Source organism: Methylobacterium sp. J-059 (genome assembly GCF_022829485.1).
Classification (GTDB): Bacteria; Pseudomonadota; Alphaproteobacteria; order Rhizobiales; family Beijerinckiaceae; genus Methylobacterium.
On sequence record NZ_JAKSYA010000100.1, the window covers coordinates 1 to 26,516 of the forward strand.

General features: G+C 66.3%; 32 protein-coding genes and 1 pseudogene. 15 read left to right on the plus strand and 18 right to left on the minus strand.

Annotation, left to right across the window (positions count from 1 at the left end):
• Nucleotides 1-187: 187 nt before the first annotated feature.
• From MKK55_RS11405 to MKK55_RS11415, 3 genes are read right to left on the minus strand one after another with little or no spacing between them, the layout of a single operon-like run.
• Nucleotides 188-598, minus strand: coding sequence for a penicillin-binding protein (locus MKK55_RS11405; protein WP_243934767.1), 411 nt, complete (start codon nucleotides 596-598; stop codon nucleotides 188-190).
• A 10-nt stretch (nucleotides 599-608) separates the two neighbouring features.
• Entirely contained in the window at nucleotides 609-1,013 is a 405-nt protein-coding gene (locus tag MKK55_RS11410) for a hypothetical protein (protein ID WP_243934768.1), read from the minus strand.
• Nucleotides 1,014-1,023: 10 nt separating this feature from the next.
• Nucleotides 1,024-1,344 carry a hypothetical protein gene (locus tag MKK55_RS11415; protein WP_243934771.1) on the minus strand — a complete coding sequence of 107 codons (321 nt, stop codon included), beginning with the start codon at nucleotides 1,342-1,344 and terminating at the stop codon, nucleotides 1,024-1,026.
• 1,026 nt (nucleotides 1,345-2,370) lie between these two features.
• On the opposite strand from MKK55_RS11415, the gene MKK55_RS11425 reads away from it, so the two are divergent.
• Nucleotides 2,371-3,498 (plus strand): transcriptional regulator, encoded by a 1,128-nt coding sequence (locus tag MKK55_RS11425; protein ID WP_243934772.1) that lies wholly within the window; start codon nucleotides 2,371-2,373, stop codon nucleotides 3,496-3,498.
• 143 nt (nucleotides 3,499-3,641) lie between these two features.
• Here the strand turns inward: MKK55_RS11425 and MKK55_RS11430 are convergent, their stop codons facing one another.
• Together MKK55_RS11430 and MKK55_RS11435 are read right to left on the minus strand one after the other, a co-directional pair.
• The gene (locus MKK55_RS11430) at nucleotides 3,642-3,944 is read right to left on the minus strand and encodes a hypothetical protein (RefSeq protein ID WP_243934774.1); all 303 of its coding nucleotides are present in this window, start codon (nucleotides 3,942-3,944) and stop codon (nucleotides 3,642-3,644) included.
• Nucleotides 3,941-4,120, minus strand: a complete 180-nt coding sequence (locus MKK55_RS11435) for a hypothetical protein (protein WP_243934775.1) — start codon at nucleotides 4,118-4,120, stop codon at nucleotides 3,941-3,943. The genes MKK55_RS11430 and MKK55_RS11435 overlap by 4 nt, the downstream gene beginning before the upstream one ends.
• Nucleotides 4,121-4,850: 730 nt before the next feature.
• Between MKK55_RS11435 and MKK55_RS11440 the strand changes: the two genes are divergently transcribed.
• Together MKK55_RS11440 and MKK55_RS11445 are read left to right on the plus strand one after the other, a co-directional pair.
• A complete protein-coding gene (locus MKK55_RS11440) occupies nucleotides 4,851-5,660 on the plus strand; it encodes a helix-turn-helix domain-containing protein (RefSeq protein WP_243934776.1) in 810 nt (269 codons plus the stop codon).
• A 99-nt stretch (nucleotides 5,661-5,759) separates the two neighbouring features.
• Nucleotides 5,760-5,909: a hypothetical protein gene (locus MKK55_RS11445; RefSeq protein WP_243934777.1), complete on the plus strand. Its 150-nt coding sequence runs from the start codon at nucleotides 5,760-5,762 to the stop codon at nucleotides 5,907-5,909.
• On the opposite strand, the gene MKK55_RS11450 is transcribed toward MKK55_RS11445, so the two are convergent.
• The 4 genes from MKK55_RS11450 to MKK55_RS11465 are packed head-to-tail and all read right to left on the minus strand — an operon-like array spanning nucleotide 5,900 to nucleotide 12,767.
• Nucleotides 5,900-9,949, minus strand: coding sequence for a transglycosylase SLT domain-containing protein (locus tag MKK55_RS11450; protein ID WP_243934778.1), 4,050 nt, complete (start codon nucleotides 9,947-9,949; stop codon nucleotides 5,900-5,902). The two genes, MKK55_RS11445 and MKK55_RS11450, sit on opposite strands and share 10 nt — an antisense overlap.
• Complete coding sequence (locus MKK55_RS11455) at nucleotides 9,949-11,259, minus strand: hypothetical protein (RefSeq protein ID WP_243934779.1); 1,311 nt, start codon at nucleotides 11,257-11,259, stop codon at nucleotides 9,949-9,951. The genes MKK55_RS11450 and MKK55_RS11455 overlap by 1 nt, the downstream gene beginning before the upstream one ends.
• A 3-nt stretch (nucleotides 11,260-11,262) precedes the next feature.
• Nucleotides 11,263-11,994 (minus strand): hypothetical protein, encoded by a 732-nt coding sequence (locus MKK55_RS11460; protein WP_243934780.1) that lies wholly within the window; start codon nucleotides 11,992-11,994, stop codon nucleotides 11,263-11,265.
• The gene (locus tag MKK55_RS11465) at nucleotides 11,976-12,767 is read right to left on the minus strand and encodes a hypothetical protein (protein WP_243934782.1); all 792 of its coding nucleotides are present in this window, start codon (nucleotides 12,765-12,767) and stop codon (nucleotides 11,976-11,978) included. Before MKK55_RS11465 ends, MKK55_RS11460 begins: the two co-directional genes overlap by 19 nt.
• 513 nt (nucleotides 12,768-13,280) lie before the next feature.
• Here MKK55_RS11465 and MKK55_RS11470 point away from each other — a divergent pair.
• The 12 genes from MKK55_RS11470 (at nucleotide 13,281) to MKK55_RS11525 (ending at nucleotide 20,226) form a co-directional block, all read left to right on the plus strand.
• Nucleotides 13,281-13,919 carry a hypothetical protein gene (locus tag MKK55_RS11470; protein WP_243934784.1) on the plus strand — a complete coding sequence of 213 codons (639 nt, stop codon included), beginning with the start codon at nucleotides 13,281-13,283 and terminating at the stop codon, nucleotides 13,917-13,919.
• A gap of 139 nt (nucleotides 13,920-14,058) precedes the next feature.
• A complete protein-coding gene (locus MKK55_RS11475) occupies nucleotides 14,059-14,319 on the plus strand; it encodes a hypothetical protein (protein WP_243934786.1) in 261 nt (86 codons plus the stop codon).
• A 288-nt stretch (nucleotides 14,320-14,607) separates the two neighbouring features.
• Entirely contained in the window at nucleotides 14,608-14,961 is a 354-nt protein-coding gene (locus tag MKK55_RS11480; protein ID WP_243934788.1) for a hypothetical protein, read from the plus strand.
• The gene (locus MKK55_RS11485; RefSeq protein WP_243934790.1) at nucleotides 14,958-15,440 is read left to right on the plus strand and encodes a hypothetical protein; all 483 of its coding nucleotides are present in this window, start codon (nucleotides 14,958-14,960) and stop codon (nucleotides 15,438-15,440) included. The genes MKK55_RS11480 and MKK55_RS11485 overlap by 4 nt, the downstream gene beginning before the upstream one ends.
• Nucleotides 15,437-16,360, plus strand: a complete 924-nt coding sequence (locus MKK55_RS11490) for a toprim domain-containing protein (protein ID WP_243934792.1) — start codon at nucleotides 15,437-15,439, stop codon at nucleotides 16,358-16,360. The genes MKK55_RS11485 and MKK55_RS11490 overlap by 4 nt, the downstream gene beginning before the upstream one ends.
• Complete coding sequence (locus MKK55_RS11495) at nucleotides 16,351-17,631, plus strand: AAA family ATPase (protein WP_243934794.1); 1,281 nt, start codon at nucleotides 16,351-16,353, stop codon at nucleotides 17,629-17,631. Before MKK55_RS11490 ends, MKK55_RS11495 begins: the two co-directional genes overlap by 10 nt.
• A gap of 162 nt (nucleotides 17,632-17,793) precedes the next feature.
• Entirely contained in the window at nucleotides 17,794-18,051 is a 258-nt protein-coding gene (locus MKK55_RS11500) for a hypothetical protein (protein ID WP_243934795.1), read from the plus strand.
• A gap of 11 nt (nucleotides 18,052-18,062) precedes the next feature.
• Nucleotides 18,063-18,371 (plus strand): hypothetical protein, encoded by a 309-nt coding sequence (locus MKK55_RS11505; RefSeq protein WP_243934796.1) that lies wholly within the window; start codon nucleotides 18,063-18,065, stop codon nucleotides 18,369-18,371.
• 454 nt (nucleotides 18,372-18,825) lie between these two features.
• Nucleotides 18,826-19,176, plus strand: coding sequence for a hypothetical protein (locus MKK55_RS11510; RefSeq protein ID WP_243934797.1), 351 nt, complete (start codon nucleotides 18,826-18,828; stop codon nucleotides 19,174-19,176).
• Between the two features lie 83 nt (nucleotides 19,177-19,259).
• Entirely contained in the window at nucleotides 19,260-19,556 is a 297-nt protein-coding gene (locus MKK55_RS11515) for a DUF5681 domain-containing protein (protein WP_243934798.1), read from the plus strand.
• Nucleotides 19,556-19,936: a hypothetical protein gene (locus tag MKK55_RS11520; RefSeq protein ID WP_243934799.1), complete on the plus strand. Its 381-nt coding sequence runs from the start codon at nucleotides 19,556-19,558 to the stop codon at nucleotides 19,934-19,936. The genes MKK55_RS11515 and MKK55_RS11520 overlap by 1 nt, the downstream gene beginning before the upstream one ends.
• On the plus strand, nucleotides 19,933-20,226 hold the full coding sequence (locus MKK55_RS11525; protein WP_243934800.1) for a hypothetical protein: 294 nt from the start codon (nucleotides 19,933-19,935) through the stop codon (nucleotides 20,224-20,226). Before MKK55_RS11520 ends, MKK55_RS11525 begins: the two co-directional genes overlap by 4 nt.
• A gap of 296 nt (nucleotides 20,227-20,522) precedes the next feature.
• Here MKK55_RS11525 and MKK55_RS11530 read toward each other — a convergent pair whose 3' ends face one another.
• From MKK55_RS11530 to MKK55_RS11570, 9 genes and pseudogenes are all read right to left on the minus strand, one after another.
• Complete coding sequence (locus MKK55_RS11530; RefSeq protein ID WP_243934801.1) at nucleotides 20,523-21,326, minus strand: tyrosine-type recombinase/integrase; 804 nt, start codon at nucleotides 21,324-21,326, stop codon at nucleotides 20,523-20,525.
• 83 nt (nucleotides 21,327-21,409) lie between these two features.
• Nucleotides 21,410-21,679, minus strand: coding sequence for a hypothetical protein (locus MKK55_RS11535; protein ID WP_243934804.1), 270 nt, complete (start codon nucleotides 21,677-21,679; stop codon nucleotides 21,410-21,412).
• Nucleotides 21,680-21,890: 211 nt separating this feature from the next.
• Nucleotides 21,891-22,184: a hypothetical protein gene (locus MKK55_RS11540; RefSeq protein ID WP_243934805.1), complete on the minus strand. Its 294-nt coding sequence runs from the start codon at nucleotides 22,182-22,184 to the stop codon at nucleotides 21,891-21,893.
• On the minus strand, nucleotides 22,181-22,825 hold the full coding sequence (locus tag MKK55_RS11545; RefSeq protein WP_243934812.1) for a ParA family protein: 645 nt from the start codon (nucleotides 22,823-22,825) through the stop codon (nucleotides 22,181-22,183). Before MKK55_RS11545 ends, MKK55_RS11540 begins: the two co-directional genes overlap by 4 nt.
• Nucleotides 22,826-23,309: 484 nt before the next feature.
• The gene (locus tag MKK55_RS11550; RefSeq protein ID WP_243934806.1) at nucleotides 23,310-23,717 is read right to left on the minus strand and encodes a hypothetical protein; all 408 of its coding nucleotides are present in this window, start codon (nucleotides 23,715-23,717) and stop codon (nucleotides 23,310-23,312) included.
• Nucleotides 23,718-23,720: 3 nt separating this feature from the next.
• The gene (locus MKK55_RS11555; RefSeq protein WP_243934807.1) at nucleotides 23,721-24,569 is read right to left on the minus strand and encodes a hypothetical protein; all 849 of its coding nucleotides are present in this window, start codon (nucleotides 24,567-24,569) and stop codon (nucleotides 23,721-23,723) included.
• A 71-nt stretch (nucleotides 24,570-24,640) separates the two neighbouring features.
• Entirely contained in the window at nucleotides 24,641-25,612 is a 972-nt protein-coding gene (locus MKK55_RS11560) for a hypothetical protein (protein ID WP_243934808.1), read from the minus strand.
• A 63-nt stretch (nucleotides 25,613-25,675) separates the two neighbouring features.
• Entirely contained in the window at nucleotides 25,676-26,218 is a 543-nt protein-coding gene (locus MKK55_RS11565; RefSeq protein WP_243934809.1) for a hypothetical protein, read from the minus strand.
• Between the two features lie 63 nt (nucleotides 26,219-26,281).
• Nucleotides 26,282-26,516 (minus strand): annotated as a pseudogene (locus MKK55_RS11570) (penicillin-binding protein); the annotation flags it as partial.

Here is a 26,516-nt window from a genome sequence, read left to right on the forward strand (position 1 = left end):
CTCCACGCCTCGCTGTGGCGGTCGATCGCCGCGAGGATGGGGTCCGCGTGGAAGGAGATGCGCTCCGCGTCGATGACGACGGGGCGAAGGGACTGGCTGAAATCGGGGAAATGGACGTGCGACATCGGTCGGGCTCCAGAGGCTCGTGAGGGCAGGCAGGGAAGGCGGAGGGTGGTAGGGGCGCCGGCTAGGTCGGACGGGGCGGCAGCACGGCCCCGGGGCGGGCGAACACCTTGCGGACCCGGCGGCGGGCAGCTCGCCGGGCGCCTGCGCTACCGGCACGCTCGCCGCGGGCAGTGTGGTAGGCGGTCAGCGCCGCGGCGGTCTCGGGCGTAGTCGGCGTCAGGGCGTAGAGGTCGAGGCGGGCAAGCCGGCGGACATGGGCCAGGGAAGCCCGGTAGGCGCGCCAACCGGCGGGCATCGGCAACCCTGCTGCGGCGAGATCGGCCGCAACGCAGCCCGAGGCGGAGTAGGCGGCGTCGGCTTTCTCGGCCCAGCGGATCGCCGGCAGCACCCGGTCGGAGGCCATGGCCGGCACTCGCGAGGACACGAGGACGAGGAAGGCGCCGAGGACGCCACGGCGGGAGAGGTCAGCCATCGGTCCGGCCTCAGTGCGTCGAGGTCGGAGCGTCGGCCGGCAACAGCCGGGCCATCGCTTCGGCGATCGTCGCCATCGCGTCCGACAGATCCCAGACCTGAATTGCGTACTGCAGCGTCTTGGGCGCGACACCCCCGCCGCCGTAGGCTCTGAGGTCGGCCACATAAGCCGCGAACGACCGCAAGCCGGGCAAGGAAGCGATAGGAGCCAAGACGAGAGCGGACGTAGCCGCGTCGTAAGCCTCCGCAGCCTCGCGGAAATGCTCGCGCGTGCAAAACCGGCCTTTCCGCTTCTTCACGGCGTAGTGAATTTCGGCCTGAAAGACGTGCAGCGCTTCGCGGTGCGTCTCGATCGCGGCGAACACAGGGTCGGCCGACGTGACGGGCGCGACGGTGATGTGAGTGGTAGCGAGCATGGCGTCCCCCTCAGTGCGCGCGGTAGGGGCGGGAAGCCTTGGCGGCGGCCCAGGCGCCCTTGAGGGCGTAGGACATGCACACGCCCCAGGCGTCGCCGGTCACTTCCATGCGGGCCTGAGCGGAGAGGATCGCGGCGCGCATGATGGCGGAGCGGTCGAACGTGCCGTCGCGGTTGACCAGGGGGACGGTGCGGTCGAACCGCTTGGCGCTCTCAGTGGCGGCGACGATGGCGGCCTTCGCGGTGATGACGGCGCGGCGGGCGTTGGCGGTCAGGCGAGCGTCGGCGCTGCGGGCGATGTGCGAGGCGGGAATGAGGTTGGCGTAGCGCATCGGGCGTTGATCCGTTTCAGACCGTGTGATAGTTTGAATATCACTTGGTCGATATGTGGTCAACGGGCAATCAGGTGATATTTTGAAGATCACGAGCGCACAGCTTCGAGCAGCCCGCGCTTTGTTGCGATGGACCGCACAGGACGTAGCCGATGCTTCCCGGCTTGGTGTCGCAACGGTCCGGCGTGCGGAACTTCAGGAAGGCCCCTTAAGCGTCACGGCGGCCAACGCTGATGCGATACGAAAGGCAATTGAAGCCGCAGGCGTCGAATTCATCGCCGAGAACGGGGGCGGGGCAGGCGTCCGGTTCCGGGAGCGGAAAGCCCCGTGACTCCGCGTCAGACTGAAAAGACCAAGCTCTCAGCTACCTACCTCAACGGCATTGCCGTGGCTGTGTTCGCGGTCGGCGGGTTCGCACCGCTGTTCACGCCCGTGCATCCCCGGTTCGAGGATGGCGGGGCCTTCTGGATCTACGTGGCGTCCACGCTCGGTTGTTGGATTGTCAGCGGGAGCCTACATTACCTCGCACGGCGCATACTGGATCGGCTCCCCAATGATGAACCCTCAGGTTCTTAGCCTCATCCTCCTGCCTATCGGCGGGATCGCACTCGGCGCCTTCACATGGTGGCTCAACCGCCCCGAGAAGCCGACGCGCGGCTAGAGCGCCTGGACCGAAGCCGCGCGAGGGCAGCGAGGCCCGCGAATGATTGACGCTCTAGCGCGATCCATTGCCGAGACTGCCGCGGACGTGCTCCGCACTCGCACAGGTCGGCAGGGCGCTGAGGTCTCGGACGAAGAGATCGGATTATACCTCTGGAACGACAGGGGTTTCCGCGAACATGCGGCGCTCGTTTCGCTCATCAACCACACGCGGACGGTCCTAGACCGACCCGGTGGCACTGTTTCGTGTCAACCTGTAGCGCCGCCGCCGAAGCCTCCCCGCCGAGCGCAGCAACCCTGCCCCATTCAGCTCGCCTTCGATTGGATCTCGGCATGAGGCGGAAGGACGAGCCCGAAATCCCGCCCATGTTCGACTATTGGGATCGGCTGAACGCAGAGGTCACTGGCGAGGTCGAGGCGAAGCGCAACGCCGTTCGCCGGGCTTTGGACCACGAACACCAAGCAGGCCGGCTGAGACGGTCGCACGGCACCCGCAAGCGGTGGAACATCAACACGCAGCGGATCGCCGAAATCGGGAAGATCGTTCTGAGCCGCCATGACGGCCCGTGCGATACCGACGACGCCGAACTCTACCTGCAAATCGCCCTGCCGCACTTCATCAAGCTCCACTCCATCGCGGCCGACCTCCGCATTGCTGTCGATGCCTGGACCGCCACCCTCCTGCCGAAGCTGGCGCGAAGCCGCGCAGTCGAGATGACCGAGGAGGCCGAGGCACGGGAATGGCGGTTCGCCTCCCCCGACGAAGTGGCGAAGCTCCTCAACGTAGTGCTGACGGAACGGTCCAACCTAGGCCTTAAGACCATCGGGGCCATCGACCGCACGAAGCAACAGCGGAAGGCTGACCGGAAGAAACGGGACGCCGAGTATCAGGCCCGGAAGCGCGTTTCGGCAGGCGCAACGCCCCGATCCGCTTCGAACGTCGCCCAGGCAAAAGCCCTCGGAATATCCCTGTCCACGTTGAAGCGGCGCCTGAAAGCCGGCTTGGTCCCGACGGCCGAAAAAGGCCCTGACCCGATTTCGTCGGCACTAGTTCGTAGAACTCACCTTACAACGACGAAAACGGTTCACCCCTCTATCCAGACTGCTCAGGGTCCAGCGAGAACCGCCCGCCCGAGACACAGCGTCGGCGCTGACGGGCCTACGCCCGGAGCCAAGACGAGGGCAGTCCCGCCCGGTCGCGCTGTCCCGCTGCCGCTACCGATCGGGGGAGTTTCCGAGCAACCCGACCTGATGGACGGGCTGGGCGAGTGGCGACAGGTTGGGGCACCGCTCATCGCCTACGAAGGCGGTCCCTTGCCACCCGAGCTTGCCCGAGCCGTCCGAGAGGCGTTGCGCGTTCGGACCATGACGCAGGGGGCGTTGGCGAGGCAGGTTGGCGTCAGCCGCCCGCAGATCGTGAACGTGTTGCAGGGTCGGTTCGGTCTGAGCCGGAGCGCGGCGGCGAACCTGATGTCGTGGCTGGCCGCGGCGTAGTTGGTGACGGTCTGCTAACCAATCATAGGCACGGTGCGCTCAAGCCGGGTTCAGGACCGGCACGCTGGTGAGATGGACGAAGCACCCGTCGCCCCGTGATCAGATCGGGGGACGGGCCTGCCTCACCTACGGCCCTGGCCGCGCTAGTCCACCGACCGCAGCCTTGGCCCCGCCCCGGTGTGCACGCCCGTGAAATCGGGCCGGGTGCTGATCCGGTCCTTTCGCCCGCAGACCGAGCAGACGAGCCGAAGAGCGACATCCGGCACGGGAAAGTCGTCCGGCAGGCCATCAAACGGCATCGCGCCGCTGTGCCCGCACTCGCAGAACACCAGCAGGCCACGGGCGCCGTTCGCTTTGCTGTTCGCGATGGTGGCCGGCGGCTGTTCAATGCCGTCCGCATCGTACCAGCGGCGCGGGTTTCGGAGGTGTCTTGGAACGCCGGTCACTGGATCGTCGCCGAGCCGGGTATGAGGCCCATTAGCGCGGCCAGCTTCATCAAGCCCGTGTCGGTCATCTCTTCGCCATTCACGAGCCACAGGCTCAGGTCGTCGCCAGTTGGCTCGACGTACATGCCGAGCGCGCGGAGAGCTTCGACGGCCTCGTGGAAGGGGTCGTCGCTCACAGCGCCGTCGCCCGTCCTTAAAACCGAGTGTTGGTCGCAGCGATTACACGCTCTCGGATATCGTCCATTAAAGCAGGGACGCGTGCGGCAGGAACGCCCGCGCGTAACAAGGCGGCCTTGGATCGGCGATTGGCGTCCGCCATGATTACAGTTGGCCTGACCTTGAGGACGGACATAACGCCTGCGTCGAAGTTAGCGGCAGTGAAGTTGTACGCTGAGCAATACACCGCCGCTTTGAACGACGCTTGCTTTGCAGCATTCTCCCAGCATTCGGTTATGCCCATCTTGACGCCAGCGAGCCCTCCCTTCCGCTGGAATGCGGCATGGGCATCGGCGGCGGCATCGATTACCTCCTGGGGCGCTGTCTGACTGTAGGCGGGGCAGGCCAGACTGAGGGTCATCGCTACCGCTGCAATCGCTCCACGCATCTCTGCCCCCAACGTTGACTTAACCGTGCCTGCCGGCCGACATGCCATGTCCGGCTATGGCGCGCCCCGTGGCGAGTCGTGAGCCGGCATCAGGAGATCGAAGCCGCGAGATAGACCCCTGAAAAGCCAACGGCGCCGACCCCTGCAAGGGTGGCGCCGTCGAAACCCGAGTGCCTGTGAAAGGCGAGTCGCTTCCCTTCACAAGCCACATGCTCCCGGTGGGAGTCAAGACGGAACGTGTTTCCGTCAATGGGAAGGCTTTGCCTGGACCCTGGACCGCGGCCCGTGAGGGACCGTGAACGATGGACTATGCCTACGAGATCCGCCGACAGGCGGAGGCGGCCCCGCGTGACGCGTTGCCGGCCGTCGCGTCTGCGCTGTGGAAGGCGTTCGGCGAGGGGCACGTCTCCGAGGCCGAGGCTGAGGCACTGTCGGGGCTGATCGAGGCGCGGCAGGCCGAAGCCGGAACACACGCCCCAAAGCCTTTCGGAGCCCTCAGGAGCCGTGCCGGCTCTCGCCCGCGCACGGATGCGTCAATGGCCCGTCGCCGCCGCTGGGCGGCCTCTGGCAGGCTCCCGCCGGGTATCGCGGCCCGGTTCACGCTCGCCGAGCAAGCGGCGCTCGCCGTGGTCGCGGTCGAGGTCGCGAAGCGGGGCGACTGTCGCCTAGCCCTGGACCACATTGCGGCGCTGGCAGGCGTCAGCCGTGCGACCGTCCGCAATGCGATCCGGCAGGCCAAGATGCTCGCCCTGGTCACGGTCGAGGAACGGCGGCAGTCCCGGTTCCGCAACGACACGAACGTGGTCTGCGTCGTGTCGCGGGAGTGGACGGCCTGGCTGCGGCTGGCGCGGAAGGGGGTAACGTTTCGCGACCCCCTTGGCGAGAAGGGGGTGGCGGATCACCACCCCATCGACGGACGGGCTAAGAAAAACTTAGGGCGTCAGGGGGAGCGCGGTGCCGCACCGCGCCAACTAGGGGGAGGGCGTAAATCCGTGACCGGCACGAATACTCATGTTCCCCTCTCTGTGAAAACAGAGGATCGGAGACTGCAAAAGGGCATTCGAGGGGGCAAGGTCGAAGGTCGCCCCAGCCCTGCCAATCGCCGCGGGTGACATTGCCGACAGAGGGAGCCTAGCCCATGTTGAAGCTCGGCGGACAAGCGGTGCAGCAACGTGGCACGAGTTCTCTATGTCGTCCTCTGTTGCGCGGCGATGGCCGGCTTCGTCGCGCTGATCCATTGGTTCGGGACCGCCTTTGGAGAACAATTTGGCACCGGCTTCGGCACAGGAGCTATTTTTTCAGCGGTCATTCTCGGCACATGGATGTGGCTGAATGCCAAAGGCCATTTCGATCACCTCTGAGGCCGGTCCTGGACCATCGTAGACGACCGCATCAGCGCGTTTACCGGAGCCCGCGCCGCGGATGCGCCAGGAGCGAGACGCCGCAAGGCGCGTTCGTCCAAGAACGCCTGCAGCTTGTTCAACACCGCATCGCCCGCAGGCCCAGCCGCTAGACCGGCCTCGCCCAAGAGCTTGTTGCGCCCAGCATCCGCGGCGAACCGGCTCTTGCTGATGCCCGCTTTGGCCCCCGAGAGAGCAAGGCGCCCTGCGGCAATCTCCGGCCGACCCGACAGCATCGCGGCAACCGTGATCGCATTGTCGAGCCCCGACGATGCTTCGGCCTGCCCCGTCATCCCGATCGCCTTGGCGCCCAGTAGCACCTGTCCCGTCTTCGACCCGCTATCAATCAGGTTGTTCGTGCTCGCCATCCGCCGGCTATCCTCAACCGCTCGGAGCAGACGCCCAGCCTCGGCATCCCCGAAGATGATCGCGAGTTTCTGACGGTTGAACCCGGGATCGGTCACGGCTTCGCCGGCTCGCGCGGGATTGCGTGCCGCATCCATCGCCGTTGCGATCTGGGTCCGCATGCCCTGGCGATACGCCTCGCGCTCCTCCGGCCGCATCGCCGCAAAGTCGCGCCGCAGGGCTTCGGGGCGGTCTTCCAAGCCCTTCACGCCCGAGCGGACCCGATCCAAGCCGCTCATCCCGGAGTCGAACGCCTCGCGCACGCTCATGTCGTCGGCGAACTGAGCCTGAGCGGGGCGGAATTTCCCGCCGGTTGCTGCATCGATCCGGCTCACCAGCCGATCGCGGATGTCGGAGGTCTGCCCCGCCGCGAGACGGTCTGAGCCGACGAGGCTCTTTTTCAGCTCCCCCGAACGCTTACGGAGTTCCTGCTGGACAAGGTGGGCTTCATCCGCACTGAGCGAGGTCAGCCCCTTGGGCGCCGCGTCGAGGACGGACGCCTTGCCCTGAGTGGCAGGCGCCGGGGCAGGGGCGGCCGGGGCAACCCCAACGGCTGGCGCGTCGGCAGGATGTGCGCCGCTAGACGTGTCACGCCCCCGGCTCAGGATGTCCCGCGCAGACAGAGGCTCACCGAACAGCCGGGCCCCCGTGGTCTGTTGCGCCGCTTCGTCCGCGGCCCGCGAGAGGTAGGACGAGAGATGCGCCCCAGCCAGGCGCCCCGACAGATCGTCGCCGTAGCCCTGTTTCAGGATCGCCATTGCCTCCGGTGAAAGCTGGCTGAAGGCGTCCTGTTGCGCCGCAGCCATAGACAGGGGCATCCCGCGGTTGCGGGCGGTCTGGACGAACCGCGCCGCTTCGAGGACGTGCGGCGTCAGGTCGGCTCCGCTATCGACCGCACCGGAAACCACGCCCTGCCGAAGCTGCGCCATCTTCCCTGACGCACCGCTCAGGACGTTGCCGAAAGCCCGCAGGCCTTCGTCGCCGCTCTCAGCCAGCGCCGAGACGATCCCCGTGTCGCCGTAGCCGGCATGCAGCATGGCGTTCCGAACCCGCTGGGCGCCTTCCATCGACAGGGAGCCGTCGCGCGTCGCAAAGGCCCCCTCCTCGCCCTTGTCCGCGACGGTGCGGAGGAAGTCGCGGACGAACGGCCGATTGGCGGCGCTCGCAACGTCACCGCCCTGGTACTGTGCCAGCACGTTCGGCGAGATCCGCCCCGCATCGGTCGCGGCGCGCTCGGAGGCAGAGGAGGCGAGGCCCGCCGAGGCGTTGGCTTCCTGTGCGAACCGCACCCGGTCGGCCGGAGACAGATCGCTCGTGCGCTCGCGAACCAGCATCGGCCGCTTGAACCCCGAAACGTCGTGCCCCTGGTCAGCCAGGAATTGCCGATATTCGGCGCTCTTGTCGCCTCCCGCCGCATACGCCTTGCGGATCGCCAGCACCCGGCCGTTGCCGCTCTCCACGAGGCCGTCAGGCCCGATGATCGGGGCGCCTTCCATGGCCGAGGTCGAGGCCCCGAGGCGCGCAGGCTGAAGCTCCGTCGCGATGCGGTTAACCTGCGTCTCGCTTGCGGCCCGGCCGCGGTCGCGCGGCTGTAGCTCGCTCGGATAGGCCGGGTTCGGCTGAAGGTCGCCCGTGTGCGAGGCAGTCGGCGCGTCGGCTTCAACGACACGGTAGCGCACGCCGACTTCACGGCCCGAAGGCGTGAACACCGACGAGCCGATCGACGGAGCGTTGCCCCCGGCGGCTTCCGTTGCCGGGCGCTTCGCGGCCTCCGCGCTGCGGACAGCTTCCGCCAGATCCGCGGACCGATCGCCGACCGGAGCACCGCGACGGGGAGCGCCTTCCGGGAGCCGACCCATAACGGAGGCGTGGGCGTCCTCAATCTCCTTCAATGTCTCCGGCGACAGGCCTTCGAGGTTGACCGGCTTGGCATCAGCCAGCGCCTTGCCGAAGCCCGCATCAGCGTTCCGCTTCGCGGTCGCCACCAGGCTATCACGCAGCGCCACCGGATCGGGGGCGGCGCCGATCGCCGCGTCGAAGTCGGACCGGAGCGCGTCACCACCAGCACCGCGACGGGCAGCTGCGAACCGGCGAGCTGCAGCCGCCTCCGCACCGCCGCCCTGCGCTAGGCTGGCGATGGACGATTGCAGGGACGGGTTCAGATCGGCTAGCGCGAGGTTCGGATTGCGGGCCAGTTCGGCGCGAAGCTCAGGGATCGTCTGCCCGGCCTCGCTCGTCATTTCCAGCAGCTTGTTGCTTGCCCGCGCCGCAGGGCTGAAACGGTCCGCGACGGCGGTCGCCAGCTTGTTCGTGACCGGGCCAAGCGCCTGCCCGATGAGGTGCCCTGCAGCGGGAGCGAGACCGCCCACGGCTCCCCCAATCGCCGCCCCGTGCAGCACTCGCTCCCCGGTGATAGCCGCGAGACGGTTCGGGACGCTTTCCAAGAACCCCTTGTCCGTCTCCACATTCGAGAAATCGCGCGCGGCCGTGTCCGCGCCCCCGAGGGCAAAGCCGGAGAGGCCGCCCGCCGCGGTCCGAGTCAGCAGATTTGTCGTCTGGGCAGCCCGCAGGGCCGCGGCAGTCTCGGCGGTCTGAGACCTCGCCCGTGCCAGCCTTGCCGCAGCTAGGGCCGTTTCTGCCCCCTGCGCACCGCGTACACCCAGCGCGACGGCGCCGGCCCCGGTCATTGCCAGGGGGATCATTGCCGCGGCGCCGCCCGCGATTTCACCCCCGAGCTTGGCATAGGGGTGGGCTTCGTCCGTCGCCCGGCCATAGGCCCGCGCGTCTCGCACCTCGTCCTCATAGGATCGGCCGCCGGTCACGGACCGCAGATAGGCATCGCCGCGATCAATCGCGCCGAGCATCCCAGGGCCGATGATCGGAACGCCTTCGACCGCTCCGCGAGCTGCAGCGTTCATCATGCCGCCGGCCTCGCGCATCGGAGCGGCCGGCGCCTCCTCCTCGCTGCCGTAGTGTTTCACCAAGTCCTCGGGCGACAGTCCCGCCGCCTTCACGTTGTTCGGCTTCACGCGGATCGCGAGCGCGCCGGAAGCCGGCTCAGTGCCGCCCCCAGAGGTTGCAGGCTTGTCCTCAGCGGCCCCGTACAGGCCGACCAGATCCTCAGGCGACATGCTGGCAAGCAGGACCGGCGAGGCGCCGCCTGCGGGCTCCGCGGCAGTCGCGACGGCGGCGGCCTGCTTCGGGCTCATGCCCTCGCGCGAGAACCGATCATAGGCCGCGGCGACCTTATCGACGTAGGCATTCGTCTTCGGCCCCCAGATACGCCGGTCCGGGCCGCCGTGATAGTAGCGAACGGCATCTTGCGCGTTGCCGGTCTTGTCGAACCCCTCAGCGATGTATTTCGCCGCGCCGCGGATGGCCTGCTCGGGATCGTAGGGATCTTTGACGCCAAGCCCGCGCGCCGTGTCGGGCAGCATCTGCATGATGCCGACCGCGCCCTGGTTGCTCGCGCGCGTGCCGACGTTGATGCCGCTTTCGACGTAGCTGTGTGCCTTGAGAAGCGCGGGGTCGATCCCGTACTCCTCGCCGGCCGCCTGGAATAGGTTGTCGTAGGCGTTGAGATCCCGGCCGCTCATCAGTTCTGCCCCCCGGCCGAGTAAATCGCGCCATGCGCGTTGTTCAGGCTGTCAAAGAAACGCTTGCCCTCAGGCGTGTCTTTCTTCGCGAGCATGTCCTTGAGAAGCGCGTTCCGATCAGCCGGCTTCATCATATCGATACCGTAGGCGCGAATATCCTGCTGCTGACCGTAGCGCGCCTTATGGTCGATGTAGTCATCGGGCTTGCCCTTGAAGGAAAGCGGGCGAGACGCCTCTAGACGGTCTGCGGCCACAGCATTCCGGGCCAGTTCCAGAGTAGCCGGCAACGACACGTCGAGGTTCGGGCTGGACGACTGCGCAACTGTCGTTCCCATGTCGGACCGTTGGGCGATGCCGGACTTCGCGACATAGGCGTTTAGGTATTTCTGGACCTCCTGCCGGGCCACAACGTCCGTCGCATTGGCCGGGACGATCCCGAGCGTGATGAGCCGGGATTTAATCTGGCTGAAGGCCTGCGATCCCGGGCCCGCTGCCGAGTTCGTGAGCCCCTGAATTAGCGGGATTGCCTGCGTCAGGGGGCGAACGGCGTCGAGCTTCGTCGTGGACCCCTGCTTGTCCTCGTTCAAAGCCTTCAAGCCCGGCTCGAAATTCGGCCCCGGAGCCTCGACGCCACCGCCCGGGGCAGCGGCCGGCGCCGCCTGTGCCCCGCGCCCCTTGAAGGCGTTGTTGAGCCCAGCGCGGCCCGTCACGATGTCCACGTTCTGTTGCTTGGTTCGGTTGACCACACGCCCGCTGCTATCGACCATCGGCTGGATCGTGTTGGCATCGCCTGGCGTCATGCCCTTGTCCATCGCAGCCGCGCCGCCCCTCGCAGGCTCCACGGTGCCGCGCATCGGGTTCTCGACAACCGTCTGAAGCTGGCCGCCCACGTCGCGCGTCTGCATCGTGCCGGTGCCGGCCTGGAACCGCTGGCCGGCATCAAGCGCGGCCGAGATGTGCCGCGCCGCCGTGGCCTTGATCGCCTGCGGAGATCCGCCGGCCGCCTGCATGGCCTGGACTTCGCGCGCAACAAGCTCCTGCGGGAAGCCGTTCGCAACGAGGCGGTCGCCAACGGCGTTCACGTCAGCCATCGTCGGGTTGTCGTGCGTGTAGAGGCTCGACAATTCATTGTGCAGGAGACTGAGACGACGCGAAGTCAATTCGGTCTGCCCGAGTTGGCCTTGCGTCATCGCATTTTGGACACTGGCGAGCCCCGAAAGCTGCGTCAGCATGTTCGGGGTTTCGGGCGGCTTCGTCGCATACATCGAGGTATCGAAGCCGCTGATGCCGGCGGCGCTTCTCTCAGGCATGGGCTAGCCTCCGTAATTCTTCGGCATGAAGGACCACCCGGACCAGTACGGCGACGAGCTACTGCCCCCGCTGCCGCCGGCCTGGTCTAAGAGCTTGTTGTAGATCGGCGCGAGGGCAAAGCTCTGCGCCGCCGTGTTGACGCCCGTCCCAACCGCGTTCGCACCCGACATCGCCGCCGCAGCCTGCGCACTTCCCGCCCCGATTGCGGTCGAAGCAAGGTTCTGGCCGGTCGATTGGTTCGCCGATGCCTGTTGCGCCGCGGCAGAACTGCCGAGCGCGGTTGTGCTCATCAAACGATTAAATGCATTACTTTGATTGGTGACTGCATTATTAAATTGATTTTGAAACGTGCTGTCAGCGAGGCCGGTCGCGAAATTGGTCGCGCCCTTGATCGCCGCGCCCGAAAGACCCAGGCCACGAGCCGCGGCACTGTTCTGAGCGGCCTTGAGGCCTTGGCTCAGGTTGAACTTATAGCCGGGCGTCTGCTCGACGGCAGCCTGATCCATCACGATCGGCGAAGTCAGGTCCGTGAGCCGGTTCTGTAGCTGACCGCTCGCGTAGGTGCCGAGGTCGCGGTATGGCGCCAGATCCTTGCGGGTCTGGTCGTACATCTGCAACTGCGTCGCCGAAGCGATCTGAGCGGCTTTCTTCTGTGCGGATGCGGCCTGTGACGAACCGATAAGACCGGCGCCGGCAGAAATGGCGCCGCCCCCGATCATTGCTCCGGCGGGCATGGGATTACCTCGAAATTTCCGGGATGGACCCGCAGCACATGCGAGCCAATATCGATGATGAGCGGATCGACGCTCGCAACGTTGATTAGGCCGTAGCCTGAAAATCGGGCCCACCGATTATACAAATGCACGGCCTTGCCCGGCTGATTGCAAAGGAACATCGCAACCGCCGCGCCGACGTGCCTGTCATGCGCCGGATCGTCCTCGTGGATTTCGTCGGGGACGCCAAGGCGGGCATTCTCGGCTTCGAGGCGGTCATGGAACCACGCGCCGATTTCGGGGAGTTCGTCGGCCGTCTTGACCCAATCGTGGTAGCGCAGGGCGAAATGCTTGACCGCCACAGGGCCGCGAGGCGTCGGCCACGCCGCAGGCCGCTCAAAGTCGAGAACGCCGCCCACGGCCCGCGCAAGCGCCTCCGCAGGCCTATTCCCAGCCGGGCAGCGGGTGAGGAGTTCCATGCAGTCCGTCGCCACGAACATATGCATGATCATGGAGCGGACGGCGGCGAGCGCTACACGTCCCCGCGCCTCCGGCAAAAAGCTCGTGTGGCACTCGAAGATGCCCGGCTCATGCTGGTGAAAGGCGATCCCGCCCGACCCGTCTTCGGTCATGAGCAGCACGTTGGCCGGGTCGGCGACGAAATCCGACAGGTCCAAATCATCCTGTCCCGGCAGGGTGACGTGCGGGCGCACTGCCGGATGGTTCAGCACCGCATTGATGCGCGTGGCGTCAAGTTCGCGGACGAGGCTAGGGAGAGGCTTGCGCGCCAGCATGGTTAGGCCGCCTCGCGCACGGTCGAGGCGGAGGCGCCCCCGCTAGGCGGTGCAGCCTGGACAGCAGCCCGCACCAGATCGCGCAGGTACGCACTCACGGTTCGGCCCTCGTCAGCCATCCGGGCGTGGAACGCCTCGGCGGTTTCGCGGTCGATCCGCAAAGTCAGGTGACGGGGAAGCTTTCGCACAGGTCGGGCTCCGGTTGCTTGTCTCGCTGTAGATATAACATGCAAACCGGCAAGGTGTTACCTCTAAAGGCCAACATTCTATCGGCCAAATCTGTGGTTAGTTCGGGATATACTTTAGATGGATCGGATTTACCGGGGCATACTCGTGTCGTGACATTCGCTTGCACGCGCCCAACAGAGACAGGTTAGACCGCGCCTCTACAGCTTTGACCGCGCTCGATTTGTGCTAGTGTGCTTTTGACGCGGCTAGGTTTGGCCGCTGAAAACCCGGTCCGCACCGGGCCGCCGCGTCGCTTATTTGCGGGTGTCCCAATGCGGAGGGACTATGAGCGACCAGAACCCAAAGGTGGCCGTCGAAGGGCCGCCGCCGCCGTCGTATGTCAATGAACGCATCGCCGTAGGGCTCGTGGCGGGTTATCTCCGCATAGAAACCGAGCGAGCTAAGGCGCTCTTGCTGGACGCCCTCTGCGATGGCGCTTTGATCGCGATGGGCGATTGCGGCGGGGCGAACTTCATCCAGATTTCGCCGAAGAACTGGATAATGGTCAAATATGAAAACGCCGAACTGCATTACAATCATATAGAAATAAACACGCACGAATTGTTCTCGTGGGTTTCGCCCGCTTACAAAAGAGACGCCGAGCGCCTTGCGGCACAGGCAAAAGACGCCCCGCAGGCCGACGTTCAAGCCGATAGCGGCAACACCGCCGAACCCGCCCCGGCGGCCATTTACAGAACTGGCCTAGCCGGACATCCAACGGCGAGAAACCTTTGGGAGCCCGAAGCGCATCGCCGTTTCGACGCGGGAGAATTTGAAACCGGCATCGGCCGATTTTCAGAACGCTTGTCTGAGTGGGTTAGGGTAACGCACCCGGGCGCCCCCAAGTGCCAACCCCAGACGATAGGGAACAGCATCCGCGCGATTTACAATCAGCGGAAGAAAGAGGCGAAGCGCGCCCCCTAGAATTCCCCCAAAACCCCTGGGAGCAATCCCCGAAATTATAATATCGGGGGAAATTGAATGCTATTTACCGGGGGTCTGACATACCCGACCTTCCTCGCATCAGCCGGGCATTCCCGCTTGGCAAGAATGCGAGGCTCCGATGTCTCACACCGAAGAAGCCCCTCGGCGTAACCGTCGCCTGCGCCGCACGGACGCTAGCAAATATCTCCGCGAGAAGTGGGATCTGTCCTACGGACCGACGACGCTCGCGAAGCTGGCGTGCATCGGTGGCAGTCCTCCGATGGAGTACATCGGCCGTATCCCGACCTATCCGGTGGACGGTCTCGACACCTGGGCCGCGGCGAAGATCAGCCCGCGCGTCAACAGCACCGCCGAGCTTCGCAGGCTGCAAGCCGCCTGAAACCGCCATTTCGGCGGGCAGGCGCCCGCTGAATTACCGCGCCGACCACATCGGACGGCGCATCATCAGCAGGAAAACTAGACCCATGAACGGAAGAACCCGCGCGTCGCGGGTGGCAACGGCGGGCTCTCAAAATGTCGCTTCGCAGGCTGACATTGAGTTATCTGCCCCATCCACCCCGGAAATTCAAGCAAAAGCCGTCGCCCGCCGCTTTGGGCTATCGGCCGCAGCATCCTCAGCCGTCGCATCGTTGGCCTTTTCGGTCCCCGAAACTTGGGGAAGCCGAGCATGAGCGCCGAAACCCTCATCCGCATTTTGGACGAGACGAGCGCCCGTCTCGCGACAGTCAGGCACGAAGCCGAGATCCTAGAGATTGGCGCCGACCATGCCGCCAAATCCAGCGCCGACCTTGCCGAGGCGCTGTTCACTCACCTCGGAGGGGGCGAGTTCACTGATGCCGAAATCAACTTCGGGATCATGCGCGCTCTTGAAGGGGCGCAACAGGCCGTCACCGAGTCGTGTGCTGCCTTCGGGATCACGGAAGGCCCAGAGCTTGAACGTCTCTTAGAGGCATCCGCGGCGGGGTTCCTTGACCGCTGCGAGACGCTGTTTTCGGCACCGGCAACGGGAGGCGCGGCATGACCGGCGCACCCGCGATCCCTGAGAAAGTCCGGCGCATCGTGCCGGCCCTCGGCAGTCCGGTAGACGGCGAGGCCCTTGGGGCCTGCCGTGCCATTGGCCGCACGCTCGGTGCGGTCGGGCTCGACTATCACGACTTGGCGCGAGCCATCCCGACCGGCCCTACCAACGTTGACAATGTACACGTTGGTTCGTGCTCCGCCCCCAAGTGGGACGCCGCGCAGTGGCGCTCCGCATCGAAGCGACCGGCGCCCGAATACCGCCCAAGCCGGCGCAAAGCCTCGGTCTTCACCCCGAAGCAGAACGACGCCCTCCGCCGCATGGCGCTGCACTGCCGGAACGCTGATCGCGGCCGGCTGTCGCCTCGGGAGCGCGACTTCATCACCAACATCTCGTCGTGGCGTCACGACTTGACGATTGGTCAGGCCGATTGGTTGGCGGGGATCTGTGACCGCCTCGAACAGGAGGATCACTGCCAGTGACAGTCAGCCTCGCCGAAATTGCACGAGCTTTGAGAGGGCAGGTTCACGGGAGCCAAGTGCTCGCGCCTGGGCCGAACCACAGCGCGAAAGATCGAAGTCTGTCGGTCCGTCTGAGCGACGGTTCGGCTGACGGGTTCGTCGTTCACTCGCACGCGGGTGACGACTGGCGCACCTGCCGTGATCATGTAGCGGATGCCCTCGGCCTCTCCGCCGATCGGTGGCGCCAGACCCGCGAGCCGGACCCGGCCGAGATCGAACGCCGCCGCGTCGCCCGTGAGCGCGCCGAGGCGGTCGAGCGCGCCGCCGTGCTGCGCAGGCAGAGGCAGGCCCGCGCGATCTGGGATGCCGGCCGCAACCCGAAGAACACCGTTGTCGAGGCCTACTTGCGGTCGCGCTGCCTGGATCTCCCTTCCGAAGTCGCAGGCGATGTCATCCGGTTTCACCCTGCCTGCGCTTGGGGCCAGGAAACCGCGCCGGCCATGGTTGCAGCGCTACGGTGCGTGCAGACGGGAGATATCGTTGGCGTCCACCGAACGGCCCTAACGCCCGATGGCACGAAGCTCGGCCGCAAGATGCTGGGGACCGCCCTCGGCGCGGCCGTGATGCTCGACGGCGAGGACACGGTGACAACGGGACTGACGATCGGTGAGGGCATCGAAAGCTGTCTCGCCGCCCGGCAGATCGGCTTGCGTCCAGTCTGGGCCCTGGGCTCCACGGCCGGCATCGCCGCCTTCCCCCTGTTGCCCGGCATCGACGCCTTGAGCCTGCTCGGCGAGCGCGATGCGGGCGCCAGCGACCAGGCGTGCCGTGAAGTTGGAACCCGCTGGCACCGTGCCGGCCGCGCCGTCGATATCGTTCTCCCGCGCGTCGGGAAGGACATGAATGATCAGATCAGGGAGGGCACCCCCGCGTGGCATTGAACGGCACCCTCCTCCCCGAATACGCAACTGAGCGGCATCCTTTTGCCGACCATTTCCCGGATGACGATCGGTTCGCGCCGCCACTAGGCGAGACTGTCGGAGAACCTGCGCGTGCGCAGCGCACGCCGATCCGGGCCACGCAGTTTCAGTGGATTGATCCGAGCACGCTACCGAAGCGTGAGTGGGTGTTCGGCCGGCACCTGATCCGCAAGTTCATTTCGTGCACGGTTTCACCGGGCGGCGTCGGCAAATCCTCGCTGGCGATCGTTGAAGCGCTGAGCATGGTGTCGGGCAAATCCCTGCTCGGCATCCAGCCGCCGAGCCGTCTCCGGTTCTGGTACTTCAACGGCGAAGATCCGCTCGAAGAGATACAGCGCCGGGTAATGGCGGCCTGCCTGTACTTCGACCTCACGCCGGACGACATCGGGGATCGGCTGTTCCTCGACTCCGGCCGAGACACCAGCATCGTCATCGCCGAGCAGAACAAGAACGGCGTGATCGTGGCTCGCCCCGTCGTTGACGAGGTGAGGGCAACCATTCTCGAAAACAAAATCGACGCATGGAGCATTGATCCGTTCGTTTCGTCGCACCGTGTCAGCGAAAACGACAATGGTGCGATCGATGTGGTCGCGAAGCAGTGGGCGGGGATCGCCAACGACACCGACACGGCCGGCGATCTGGTTCACCACGCCCGCAAAACCAACGGCGCAGAAATCACCGTCGAGGACGGTCGCGGCGCCGTGGCGTTGCTGGCGGCAGTGCGTGCCGCTCGCGTTCTTAACCCCATGTCGAAAGACGAGGCCGAGCGGGCGGGCGTCGATCCGAAGCTAAGGCGCCTTCATTTCCGAGTGGACGGCGGCAAGGGAAACCTTGCGCCTCCGTCAGATGCGGCGAACTGGTATCGCCTGCAATCCGTTGATCTTGGGAACGGCACGGACGGCAATCTCGACTTTGGCGACAGCATGGGCGTCGTCTCCGAGTGGGAATGGCCCGACCCCCTTGCCAGCGTCACCACCGCAGACCTACGGGCGGCACAAGCGGCAGTGCGAGCCGGAGGCCCGTGGCGTGAGAATGTCCAGACCGATAATTGGGTCGGCAAGCCGATTGCCCAGGCCCTCCACCTAGACCTGACGGACAAGGCGCAGCGCGCGAAGGTCCAACGGCTTCTCAAAGTCTGGATCAGCACCGGAATGTTCGTCGTCGTCACCGGCGAGGACGCACACCGCAAAATGAAATCGTTCGTAGAGGCAGGGGAGCCCGCGAATGATTGACACCCCTTCCCGTGAGCCATTTGCGGCGCCACCACCACCAGCCACCCCTATAGGGTGGTGGCGCAGGTGGCGCAGTGGCGCAGACTGTGATGCTTGCGGCACTGCGGCACCTTGCGGCACTGCGCCTTTAGAGGTGCCGCACGTTCCGAACGGTGCCTCTCGATGATCGCCCCCGCCGATCAGTTCGGGCCTTGGCGCAATGGTATCGACCCGGCCGAGCGCTTGGCCCGCCTGCGCAGCCTCAGGGCTATCGCGCGCCTCACACTTGGTCGGCGCGGCGACGCCTTCGTGACTGCGCTTCAGCGGGCCGAGACCGATCCGACCGCCTTGGAGCCGGCGCTACAGCACCTCGCCGACCTCGCACCGACTGATCGCCGGCACGTCCTTGCCAGCTTCGCCAGCCTTCACCGTATCGCCTAAGAGGAACGCCCATGCCCGCCCCGAGACGTGCCGACGCCCTCAAGACCTTTGCCCCGCCCTCTGCCAGCCCGCTCGCTCGCGCCGAGGCGTCGCTACTGGCCTTGCTCACGGCAACTGAGATGCACGAGCCCGACGCGCCCGCGGCCAAGGCGTACCGCGCCACCATGCGAACCCGCGGCCAGGAGGTCGCCGCAACCGGCGGAGCCGACGCCTTGGATTATCTGCTTACCCGCATCAGGGCCGCTGATCCGAGCCGCGCCGATGTTCGCGAGGCGATACTAGATCTTGCCTGGACCGACCTGTCTGGGTGGCGCGCATGATGGACGCGGCGGCTCGGAAACGCTTCGACAACTGCCTTGCCCTAGCGAAGCGAGGCGCAACGCCGGGCGAACGCGCTGCCGGCAAAGCCGCCGCCGAGAGGGTGGCCGCATCTGCAGGGTTGACCCTCGCCCAGGCGCAAGCGGAGGCGCGAGGCGTGCCGACTTCTCCTGCAGGCGTGGCCTGGACATGGGCGCCCCCTGGATTTGCGCGCCCGGCCAGAACCAACACGCCGCGCCGCCGGCCCAAGCCTCCGACCGTCGCGGATCGACTACGCGAGAAGGCCGAGACCGAAACAAATCGCCATCGCCGCTCATCCGCCGCCGATCGCCGGTTGCTCAAAGAATTGGAGCAGCAAGCCATTTGGGAGGCCGAGGAGCGGACATTGCAGGCCGAGCGCGATCGAGCTTGGGCCGCGAGCCGCGCAGCTACACCCGACAACCATGAGGCCGCCTTATGACGCCCCGCGAACAGGCCGCCTTTGCGGCCGGCATCCAAGCCGCCCGCCAAGCCGCCATGACCGCCGCCGTCACGATCGAGGTCCGCGACGACGCCCGAGAGCTTCGCCAGCAGGCCGCTGCAGCAGCTCTTCACGGCCTCGCCGCCGGGCTCAAAGTCGCGTTCCTAGATCCGCAGCCGGCACCCAGAGCGACGCCCGCAATGATGGCCGCCATTGCAGCCGACCCGGCGCAATCCGGCGACGCCCCGTGTTCCGAATGCTCCGGCCGATTTCGATGGACCAAAGACAGCACGAACGGCCACGTTCACGGTCGATGCGAGGCGTGCGGCATGGCGATCATGCAATGACGGCACCACTGTTCCCATCTCTGTTCTGAGCGATCCATATAGCCCGTGGTACACTTCCCGACATAACCGCCCCTGGTCTTTCAATGTCCGACAAAAGTAGCAACCTGACGCCCTTCAAGCCTGGTCAGTCGGGCAATCCCGGCGGCCGACCGCGCTTGCCTGCAGAGGTCCGCGAAATGGCTCGCGGTTACACGGAACAGTGCATCTTGAAGGCCGCTGAATTCATCGAGCACGAGGACGCGAACGTGTCGCTAAAGGCGCTGACGTTTTTGATGGATCGCGCCTGGGGGAAGCCGACCCAACCTGTCGATGGCGATGGCGACGGCAGCCCGATCCGGCAGCTTGTCGAGATCCGCTTTGTGAAGCCTGGAGACGTGTGATGGACGACGAAGGCAAGGCCATCGCAGAGGCATCAGCGGACGCCGAGATTGCCCGCTCGCAGCTCCAGCAGACCGAACGATATCTGACGCGTGGGCGCCTTTATCGGGACATGTCAGAGGCCGATCTGGCCTTGGTCTGGGTGGCCGGCATGCAGGAGTATGCCAGGGTCATTCACCCGCGTCCGCAGAGCGTAGACGACGCAGCCGCAGAGTTCGAGCTGCGGGGCATCGAGCCGCCGTGGCATGCCGTACGGGTTGAGACTGAACATCTCCGCGTGGCGGCTGAAGCCGCCTTTAAATCCATGACCGAGGACGAAAAGCACGCCGCCGGCAGCGACATGATCGAGACCTACCTTGCCGAGAGGGACAGGATGCAATGATCGACCCCGCCGCCGTCGAGTTCTTCGACCCGCCTGAAGCCGAAATGGACCGCCTGCCCTACGCGGACGCCGGCCTGATCCCGCGCGTCGAGGCCGAGCGGCTAGCCGTGCTCCACCACCTAGGCCGGGCGCAGCTATGCCTTTCGGGCCTAATGAACGCCGTTCGCGCATATCCCTCCGACGACGCCGAGGCCGACGCTTGGATCAGGGCGCATGACGCAGAGACGAACCAAGCCGGCGAGCACTTGCGGGCGCTTCGCGACTTTCGGGACTGCCAGGGACAGGCATAATCCGGCGCGGCCGATACCAACATTTACCAACAGGCGCGCAACGCCTTGATGCTAACATTTGCTAACAGGCGCGCAGTCGCGAGCAGCCCCCGACCTTAACAAAACTGAACAGGGGCGCCCCGCAGAAGCAGCCGATCGGCGCCCGCGCAACTGAAGTTTTCTGAAGTGGTCTGAGAGCGCGCGGGCCTTCCCGATGTCAACATTTGTCAACAGGGCCGCCCCTACAGGAACCCGCTCCCCGAGTGCCCCTTGAAGGCGCCGCCGCAGACCAGCCCGACGAAATCCGTCGGCTTGCCTCAGACCCCCAAGAAGCGGGCCGAGCTTTCGGACGGCCGAGCGTGGAGGTAGCGCCCCGTCGTGGCCACTGAGGCGTGCCCGAGCGTCGCTTGAACAAGATGGATCGGCGCCCCGCGGTCGAGGCTGTGCGAGGCGTGCGCGTGCCGCAGCCAGTGCGCCGAGACCTCGGCCGGCAACCCGGCCCGAGCTACAGCCGCCTTCACCACGCGATGCACCGCGCTCGGATCAAGCGCCCCGCCCTTCCGTGACAGGAACACGGGGGCGTCCGGCCCGGCCTCGCCGCGCAGGGTGGCCAACACCTTCCACGTCGCGACCGACAACAGCACGACGCGCGTCTTGCCGCCCTTGCCGAAGATCGTCGCCTGCCCGGCCTCGTCGCGGGCCGAGAGATCGCGCCAGCGCAGGCCGCACACTTCAGAGATCCGCAGGCCGCCGCCATAGAGCACCGTCAGCAGCACGCGGTTCCGCATGTCCGGTTCCTGTCGGATCATCAGCAGCGCGTCGGCTTCCGACATGATGCGCTCTGCCAGCGTGTTCTTGATCGGCGGCACCTTCACGGCAGCGCCGATGTTGAACCGGAGAAACCCGACCTCCTGGGCGAACGTGAACAGGCTTTTGAGCGCCGAGGCCGCGAGGGCGACGGTTGCCGACGAGCCATCCCGGCCGGTGACGTAATCCTGCAGGTCGCCGATCCGCACCGACCCGAGCGGCTTGCCGACGTGCGCCAGGAAGCGCCGCGCCTCGCGCTCATAGTTGCGGCGCGTGTTCGGGCTCGCGGACCGCGCCAGCCAGAGTCGGACCATCTGCGCATCGTCGTCCGCTTGCGCCGGCGGTAGAACCGGCACGGCGGGTTCGGGGATCGAAAATGGGACGAGGGCCTGACCGGTCATCGCCGCACGCCGGGGCACATCTTGTTTTGGACATACGAGGCAAGCGAGGCGTTGCAGCCCTTAAACATCACGCTCACGTGGTTCGTCTGCGCCACATATCGCTCGCCATGATACATGACCACGGCCTCGCCCTCTCCGTCCCGATAGCTCACGACTTGAACGGGTGTTTCAGCGTCGGCGGGCGTTTGAATGCATCGGTGCCCAGTAGCCGTACAGATCTCGACTCCTCCAGCCACCGCGCCCGGTAGATTGACCATCAGCGCCATCGCTGATCCAGTCGAGAGCAACACGGCAGCAGCGGCAGCGAGCAGCCTCGTGACCATATCTTCCTCCGACGCAAGATAATGTCTCTTGTCTTGCGTTCGCCCAACATGCCGGAATGCAAAGTCCCGCGCAACCTCATAATGCTGAGACGCTGTAATGCTACGGCGCTGCCATGTGACAACGCCAAAGCGCTATCATGCGACGGCGCTACGCCTACCGCTTCCGTTCCGGCTTCAACGCGTCGACAGACGGATGCCCGTGCCGCTGCAAGGCCGCGTCGATCCCCTCCATGATGACATCATGCACTTTCACGTCGCGGGTGAACGCGATCTCGCGCAGGCGCCGATGGACCTCCTTCGGGAGGTAGACAGACGTATGCACCACGTCGGGCCGTGGCTTCCTGCTGACAGGCGAGCGCTCAGCCTCCGCCGCCGTGTCAGGAACAGGGGCGGCAGGCGAGGCACCGGGGAGGCTAAGGCCACCGATCAGGGAAGGTCGCTTGCTCATGCCTTGCCGCCCTTCATCTTGCGATCCGCCCAGGCCCAAAGGCCGCGGATCTCGTCGGCCGCCTTCCCCTCGGGCGCAAATTCGGTGACGCCCTGCCCCGCTGCAATCGCGTCCTGATGGTCGGCCCGCTGCGTCAGAACCGGCTCTGCCAGAACGCCAAAAATCCCGAGGCCGTTCGCGGCTTCCGTCGCGCGCGTCGATCGCCCGGCCGGGCATTGGTTCAGGACGAAGGCGAACCGCTCGCGCATCCCTAGGCGCATCAGGGTCTCAATCGTCGGCATCGTGGCTTGAAGGTCGAGCCGGGACGGTCGAGCCGGGACCAAGGCGAGGTCGGCCGCTTGCATAGCCAGGTTACCGCCGGTCGAGGACACGCCCGCCGTGTCGAGGATCGCGAGCGTGAAGCCTTCGGATTTCAGGGCAGCGAGGATTGCAGGCAGCTCGCCGAGCCGATCAGGTCCAAGCCGGTCAACAGCCGGCGCATCCGCGGTGCGGCCCTCGCCCCAGGCCGAGAGCGAGCCTTGCGGGTCGAGGTCGAGGGCGACGACGCGTTCCCCGGCCTCGCTCGCCGCTACAGCTAGGGATGCGCCGATCGTCGTTTTGCCGACGCCGCCTTTTTGAGTGACCAGGGTAATCGTTCGCATGTCCGACTCGCGTTCCGGCTCGCCGTAGCAGGAAAGCGCTACAGTTCGGAAGCATGATCGCGGGGCCGTGCTACGGCACGACAATGCTGACGCGCTGCAATGCTGTAGCATGACGATGCTTCCATGCTGTCGCGCTTGGCGCTAGATCTCGCCTACTGGCCGCGATCTAGGCCGGGTGTGCGAGCCGGGCGCGTCTCGATGATGGGACCGCTCGGCAAGTCCCCCGAAAGGGTCTGCCGGACCTTGGCAACGTCCTCCGGCTCCGGCTCCCCGAGCAGATCCGCGATTGCCAAGTGACAGTCCAACCATCGTTCCGTGAGACGCAACAGGCGATCGTCCGCGCGCTCGATACCGACCCGGGATTGCCGGCGGCTCGCCCGACCCATCCGCCACGAGAGGGAGCGCGCCCGCAGAACGAGGCACGCCAGCCAGACGGCGCGGACGAAGCCGAGGCCCTTGCGCGAGCGGGGGAAGTCCGTCGGCATCAGCGACCGCCGACCATGCCGAGCAGCATCACGCCAGCCGCCGCCACGACGTTGCCGGCACCGCGCCACGGGAGCGGGGCGAACGGGAGCACGGTCGGCGCGGCCGGCATGTCCTGCAGAACGCTTTCCGGCGCGGAGGGCCGGAGATCCACGGCAGGCCCGCGCAGGGACACAACCTGCGCGCCGACCCGCTCAGCCACGATGGGGGCCGGAGCCGGCTCCGCCGCGCCAGCGTCCTCAGTCTCCGCATCCCCGTCCATGCGGTCGAGGATCGCGAGCAGGCTGTCCGCGGTGTCGAGGGCGGTCCGTGCCGCTTCCTCGATTATGCGCCGGGTCTCGGCCGGCGACGGGGCCGGAGGGGTTTGCGCCTGAGGGGCGCGCGGGCGGAAGGTAATGACGTTGCTCATAGTTCAATCCTCCCGCGTCGCCGCGACGAGTTCGGCGAGCACGTCGGCATCCTCAATCACGCTGCTATTGGACAGTTCGTAGAGGGCCAGAACGCGAGCGCGCTCTTGCCTTTCGGCTCGATCCTTCGGCGCACGCTCTCGGACCTCTTGCACGATCGCGTCGAGGATAATGCCGGCCCGGCTGCATTCTTGGTCCAGCACTTTGCCGGCAGGCGTGAACTCGCGTCCGTCGCTAGTCGAGAAGAAATGAGCATCGGTGGCGCTCGCGAGGTAACGGAACAGCCCACGTGATGCCTCGTATAAGCGAGCGAGTTGCGGCAGCGTGCAAGCCGAGAGATCGTGATCGGCGGGTGCCGGAAGCTGAAGCCTAGCCCGCGCTCTGCTTGCATCCGCTATGATGGCTCCTTTGCTAGCCGCATCCTGCAGAGCGCCGCAGATGGTTGCGAAAGCCATCACCCCGTCATCGTCGGGGCGGTCTCGGCCGTTCCGTGCAATCGCGCCCGGTAGGTACTTCGTTACTGCGAGTAGGCCGGCGAGCGTCGTCGGCCGTGCTGCGATCAAGGCGGCGAACGCTTCACCCTCACGAACGCGACATGTCTCGCCCGCGGCTTCGGCAGCATTGAAGGCCGCAGAGCCGATTAGCTCTTCATTGATCTCGTCTAAGTAAGGCTCCCATGCGGCATAGGCGGATCGGTGTTCAAGGATCGCGGCGAAAGCAGGATCGTCGGCCCGTTGAGGCACGGAGTGGCCGATCACACGGCCGGCGGTCTCCTTAAGGGCCGCGGCACGCTCTTTCAGGGAAGGGCGATCGTCGCCCCGGCGGAAGGGATTGGGCAGCTTGAGAGAGGGCACGCGATGCGCTCCAGGTTCGGAATGACGGGAGGCGGCAAGCCGGGTCCACAACTTGCCGTCAGAGCGCAGGGTCAGGACGCGAGGGGCGCGGCGCCGTCCTCGTCTTCGTCCTCGTCCGGGGCTTCCGCGGCGGCGATGGCCCAAGCTGGCAGGCTGCCCGGTCTGTCGAAAAGCGCCGCATCCCTCTCGGAACAGTCCGGCTCATCTCCGAAGCCTGAGAACCCCGGCGGCAGCGCCGTTCCGGTGACGCCAAGCAGGGCACGGGTCGCGACGACGGCGGCAACGGCTTCGGGCTGGGGGTTATCCTCCCCGTCCAGAGACACCTCTAGAGTGATTGCCGCGGCTAGGGCGACGAGAGCGAGACCGTCTGCGGCTTGCGGGGCCGGCAAGGCCAGGATTTCTACGCACACGTCGCGGCACCGACGCAGCACAAGCCGGGATGCCTCATCCTCAATGGAATTGAACTCCGCCGTAATGGCGATCGGCCGCGAGGCGCGGTCCTCGGCGTAGGCGGTCACCAGGCGGGCGAGGTATTCGCCCCGTCCATCGCTCGCGACCGGCCCTGCGGCGGCCAGCGCCGGCAACTCCATGTCGGACTCCGGCGCGTACTCGCCAAAGGCGAAGTTGCGGTAAGCAACCCCCATCCAAGCGGCACGAGTGTTGCCGTAGCATTCGCGACCGTAGACCCCGGAGGCTCGCTCGATGACGGCCTTGGCGTAGACGAGCCGTTCGGCATCCGAAGCTAGCGGGGTGTGAAGAACGGCCCAGAACGCGGCGCGCTCTTGCTCGGCGCGCGTGTCGGCATCGTCCATCTTGTAGGCCTCGGCATAGAGCCGCCCCGCGTAGGCGTGCAGATGTTCGTGGATCGCGACCGACACGGCGGAGGAAGCCGGGGGCGCGGAGGCGGTCCGCGGGGCGCCCGGCTCGGGCTGGCGATCCTTGCCCGCGTTCAAGGTCGAGGCCTTGGCCTCCAGCGCGGCGCGTTGCTCGCGCATGGCTGAGATCGGATCGGCGGTCGGCTGGCGCTTAAAGGGATTGCGCATGTCTAATCCTATGATGCTGTAATGCTACAATGCTGTCGTGCGTTAGCGGGATATTGTTGCTTGTCACATGAGGGACGCGAGGCCCGTCAGGACGCATCCGCCGCCGATGATGACGAGGGCGGCCATCAGTTCGCCGGCCGTCTCCATGACGCGACCGAGGCGGGCAGGCGTCGGCGCCGGGCGGAGGTCGATCGTCGGCCCGATCAGCCGGCCGGACGGCAGGGCCAGGGGCAGGCGTTGGACCGGCTCCACGCCCAGGCAGCGGGACAGATCAGCCTCACGGGCCTGCGCGATGGCCCAGGCATCGCCGTGACTGGCAGCGTTCGGCGCCTCCTCAGCAGCGAACCAGCGCAGATGACGGATGAGGCAGAGCATACCGGCGCGGGTGGCGCAGGGCGTGCCGAGCAGCGCCATGAGAGCGGCGTCCGCATCGTCTTCGGCGCGCATCGCGGTCTCGCCGTTGGGGGCGACCTGAAACACGCTCCACGCCTCGCTGTGGCGGTCGATCGCCGCGAGGATGGGGTCCGCGTGGAAGGAGATGCGCTCCGCGTCGATGACGACGGGGCGAAGGGACTGGCTGAAATCGGGGAAATGGACGTGCGACATCGGTCGGGCTCCAGATGGCTCGTGAGGGCAGGCAGGGAAGGCGGATGGGGGTAGGGGCGCCGTCTAGGTCGGACGGGTCGGCAGCACGGCCCCGGGGCGGGCGAACACCTGTCGGACCCGGCGGCTGGCATCTCGCCGGGCGCCTGCGCTACTGGCACGCTCGCTGCGGGCAGTGTGGTAGGCGGGCAGCTCCGCGGCGGTCTCGGGCGTAGTCGGCGTCAGGGCGTAGAGGTCGAGGCGGTCAAGCCGGCGTACAGGGGCCAGGGAAGCCCGGTAGGCGCGCCAACCGGCGGGCCTC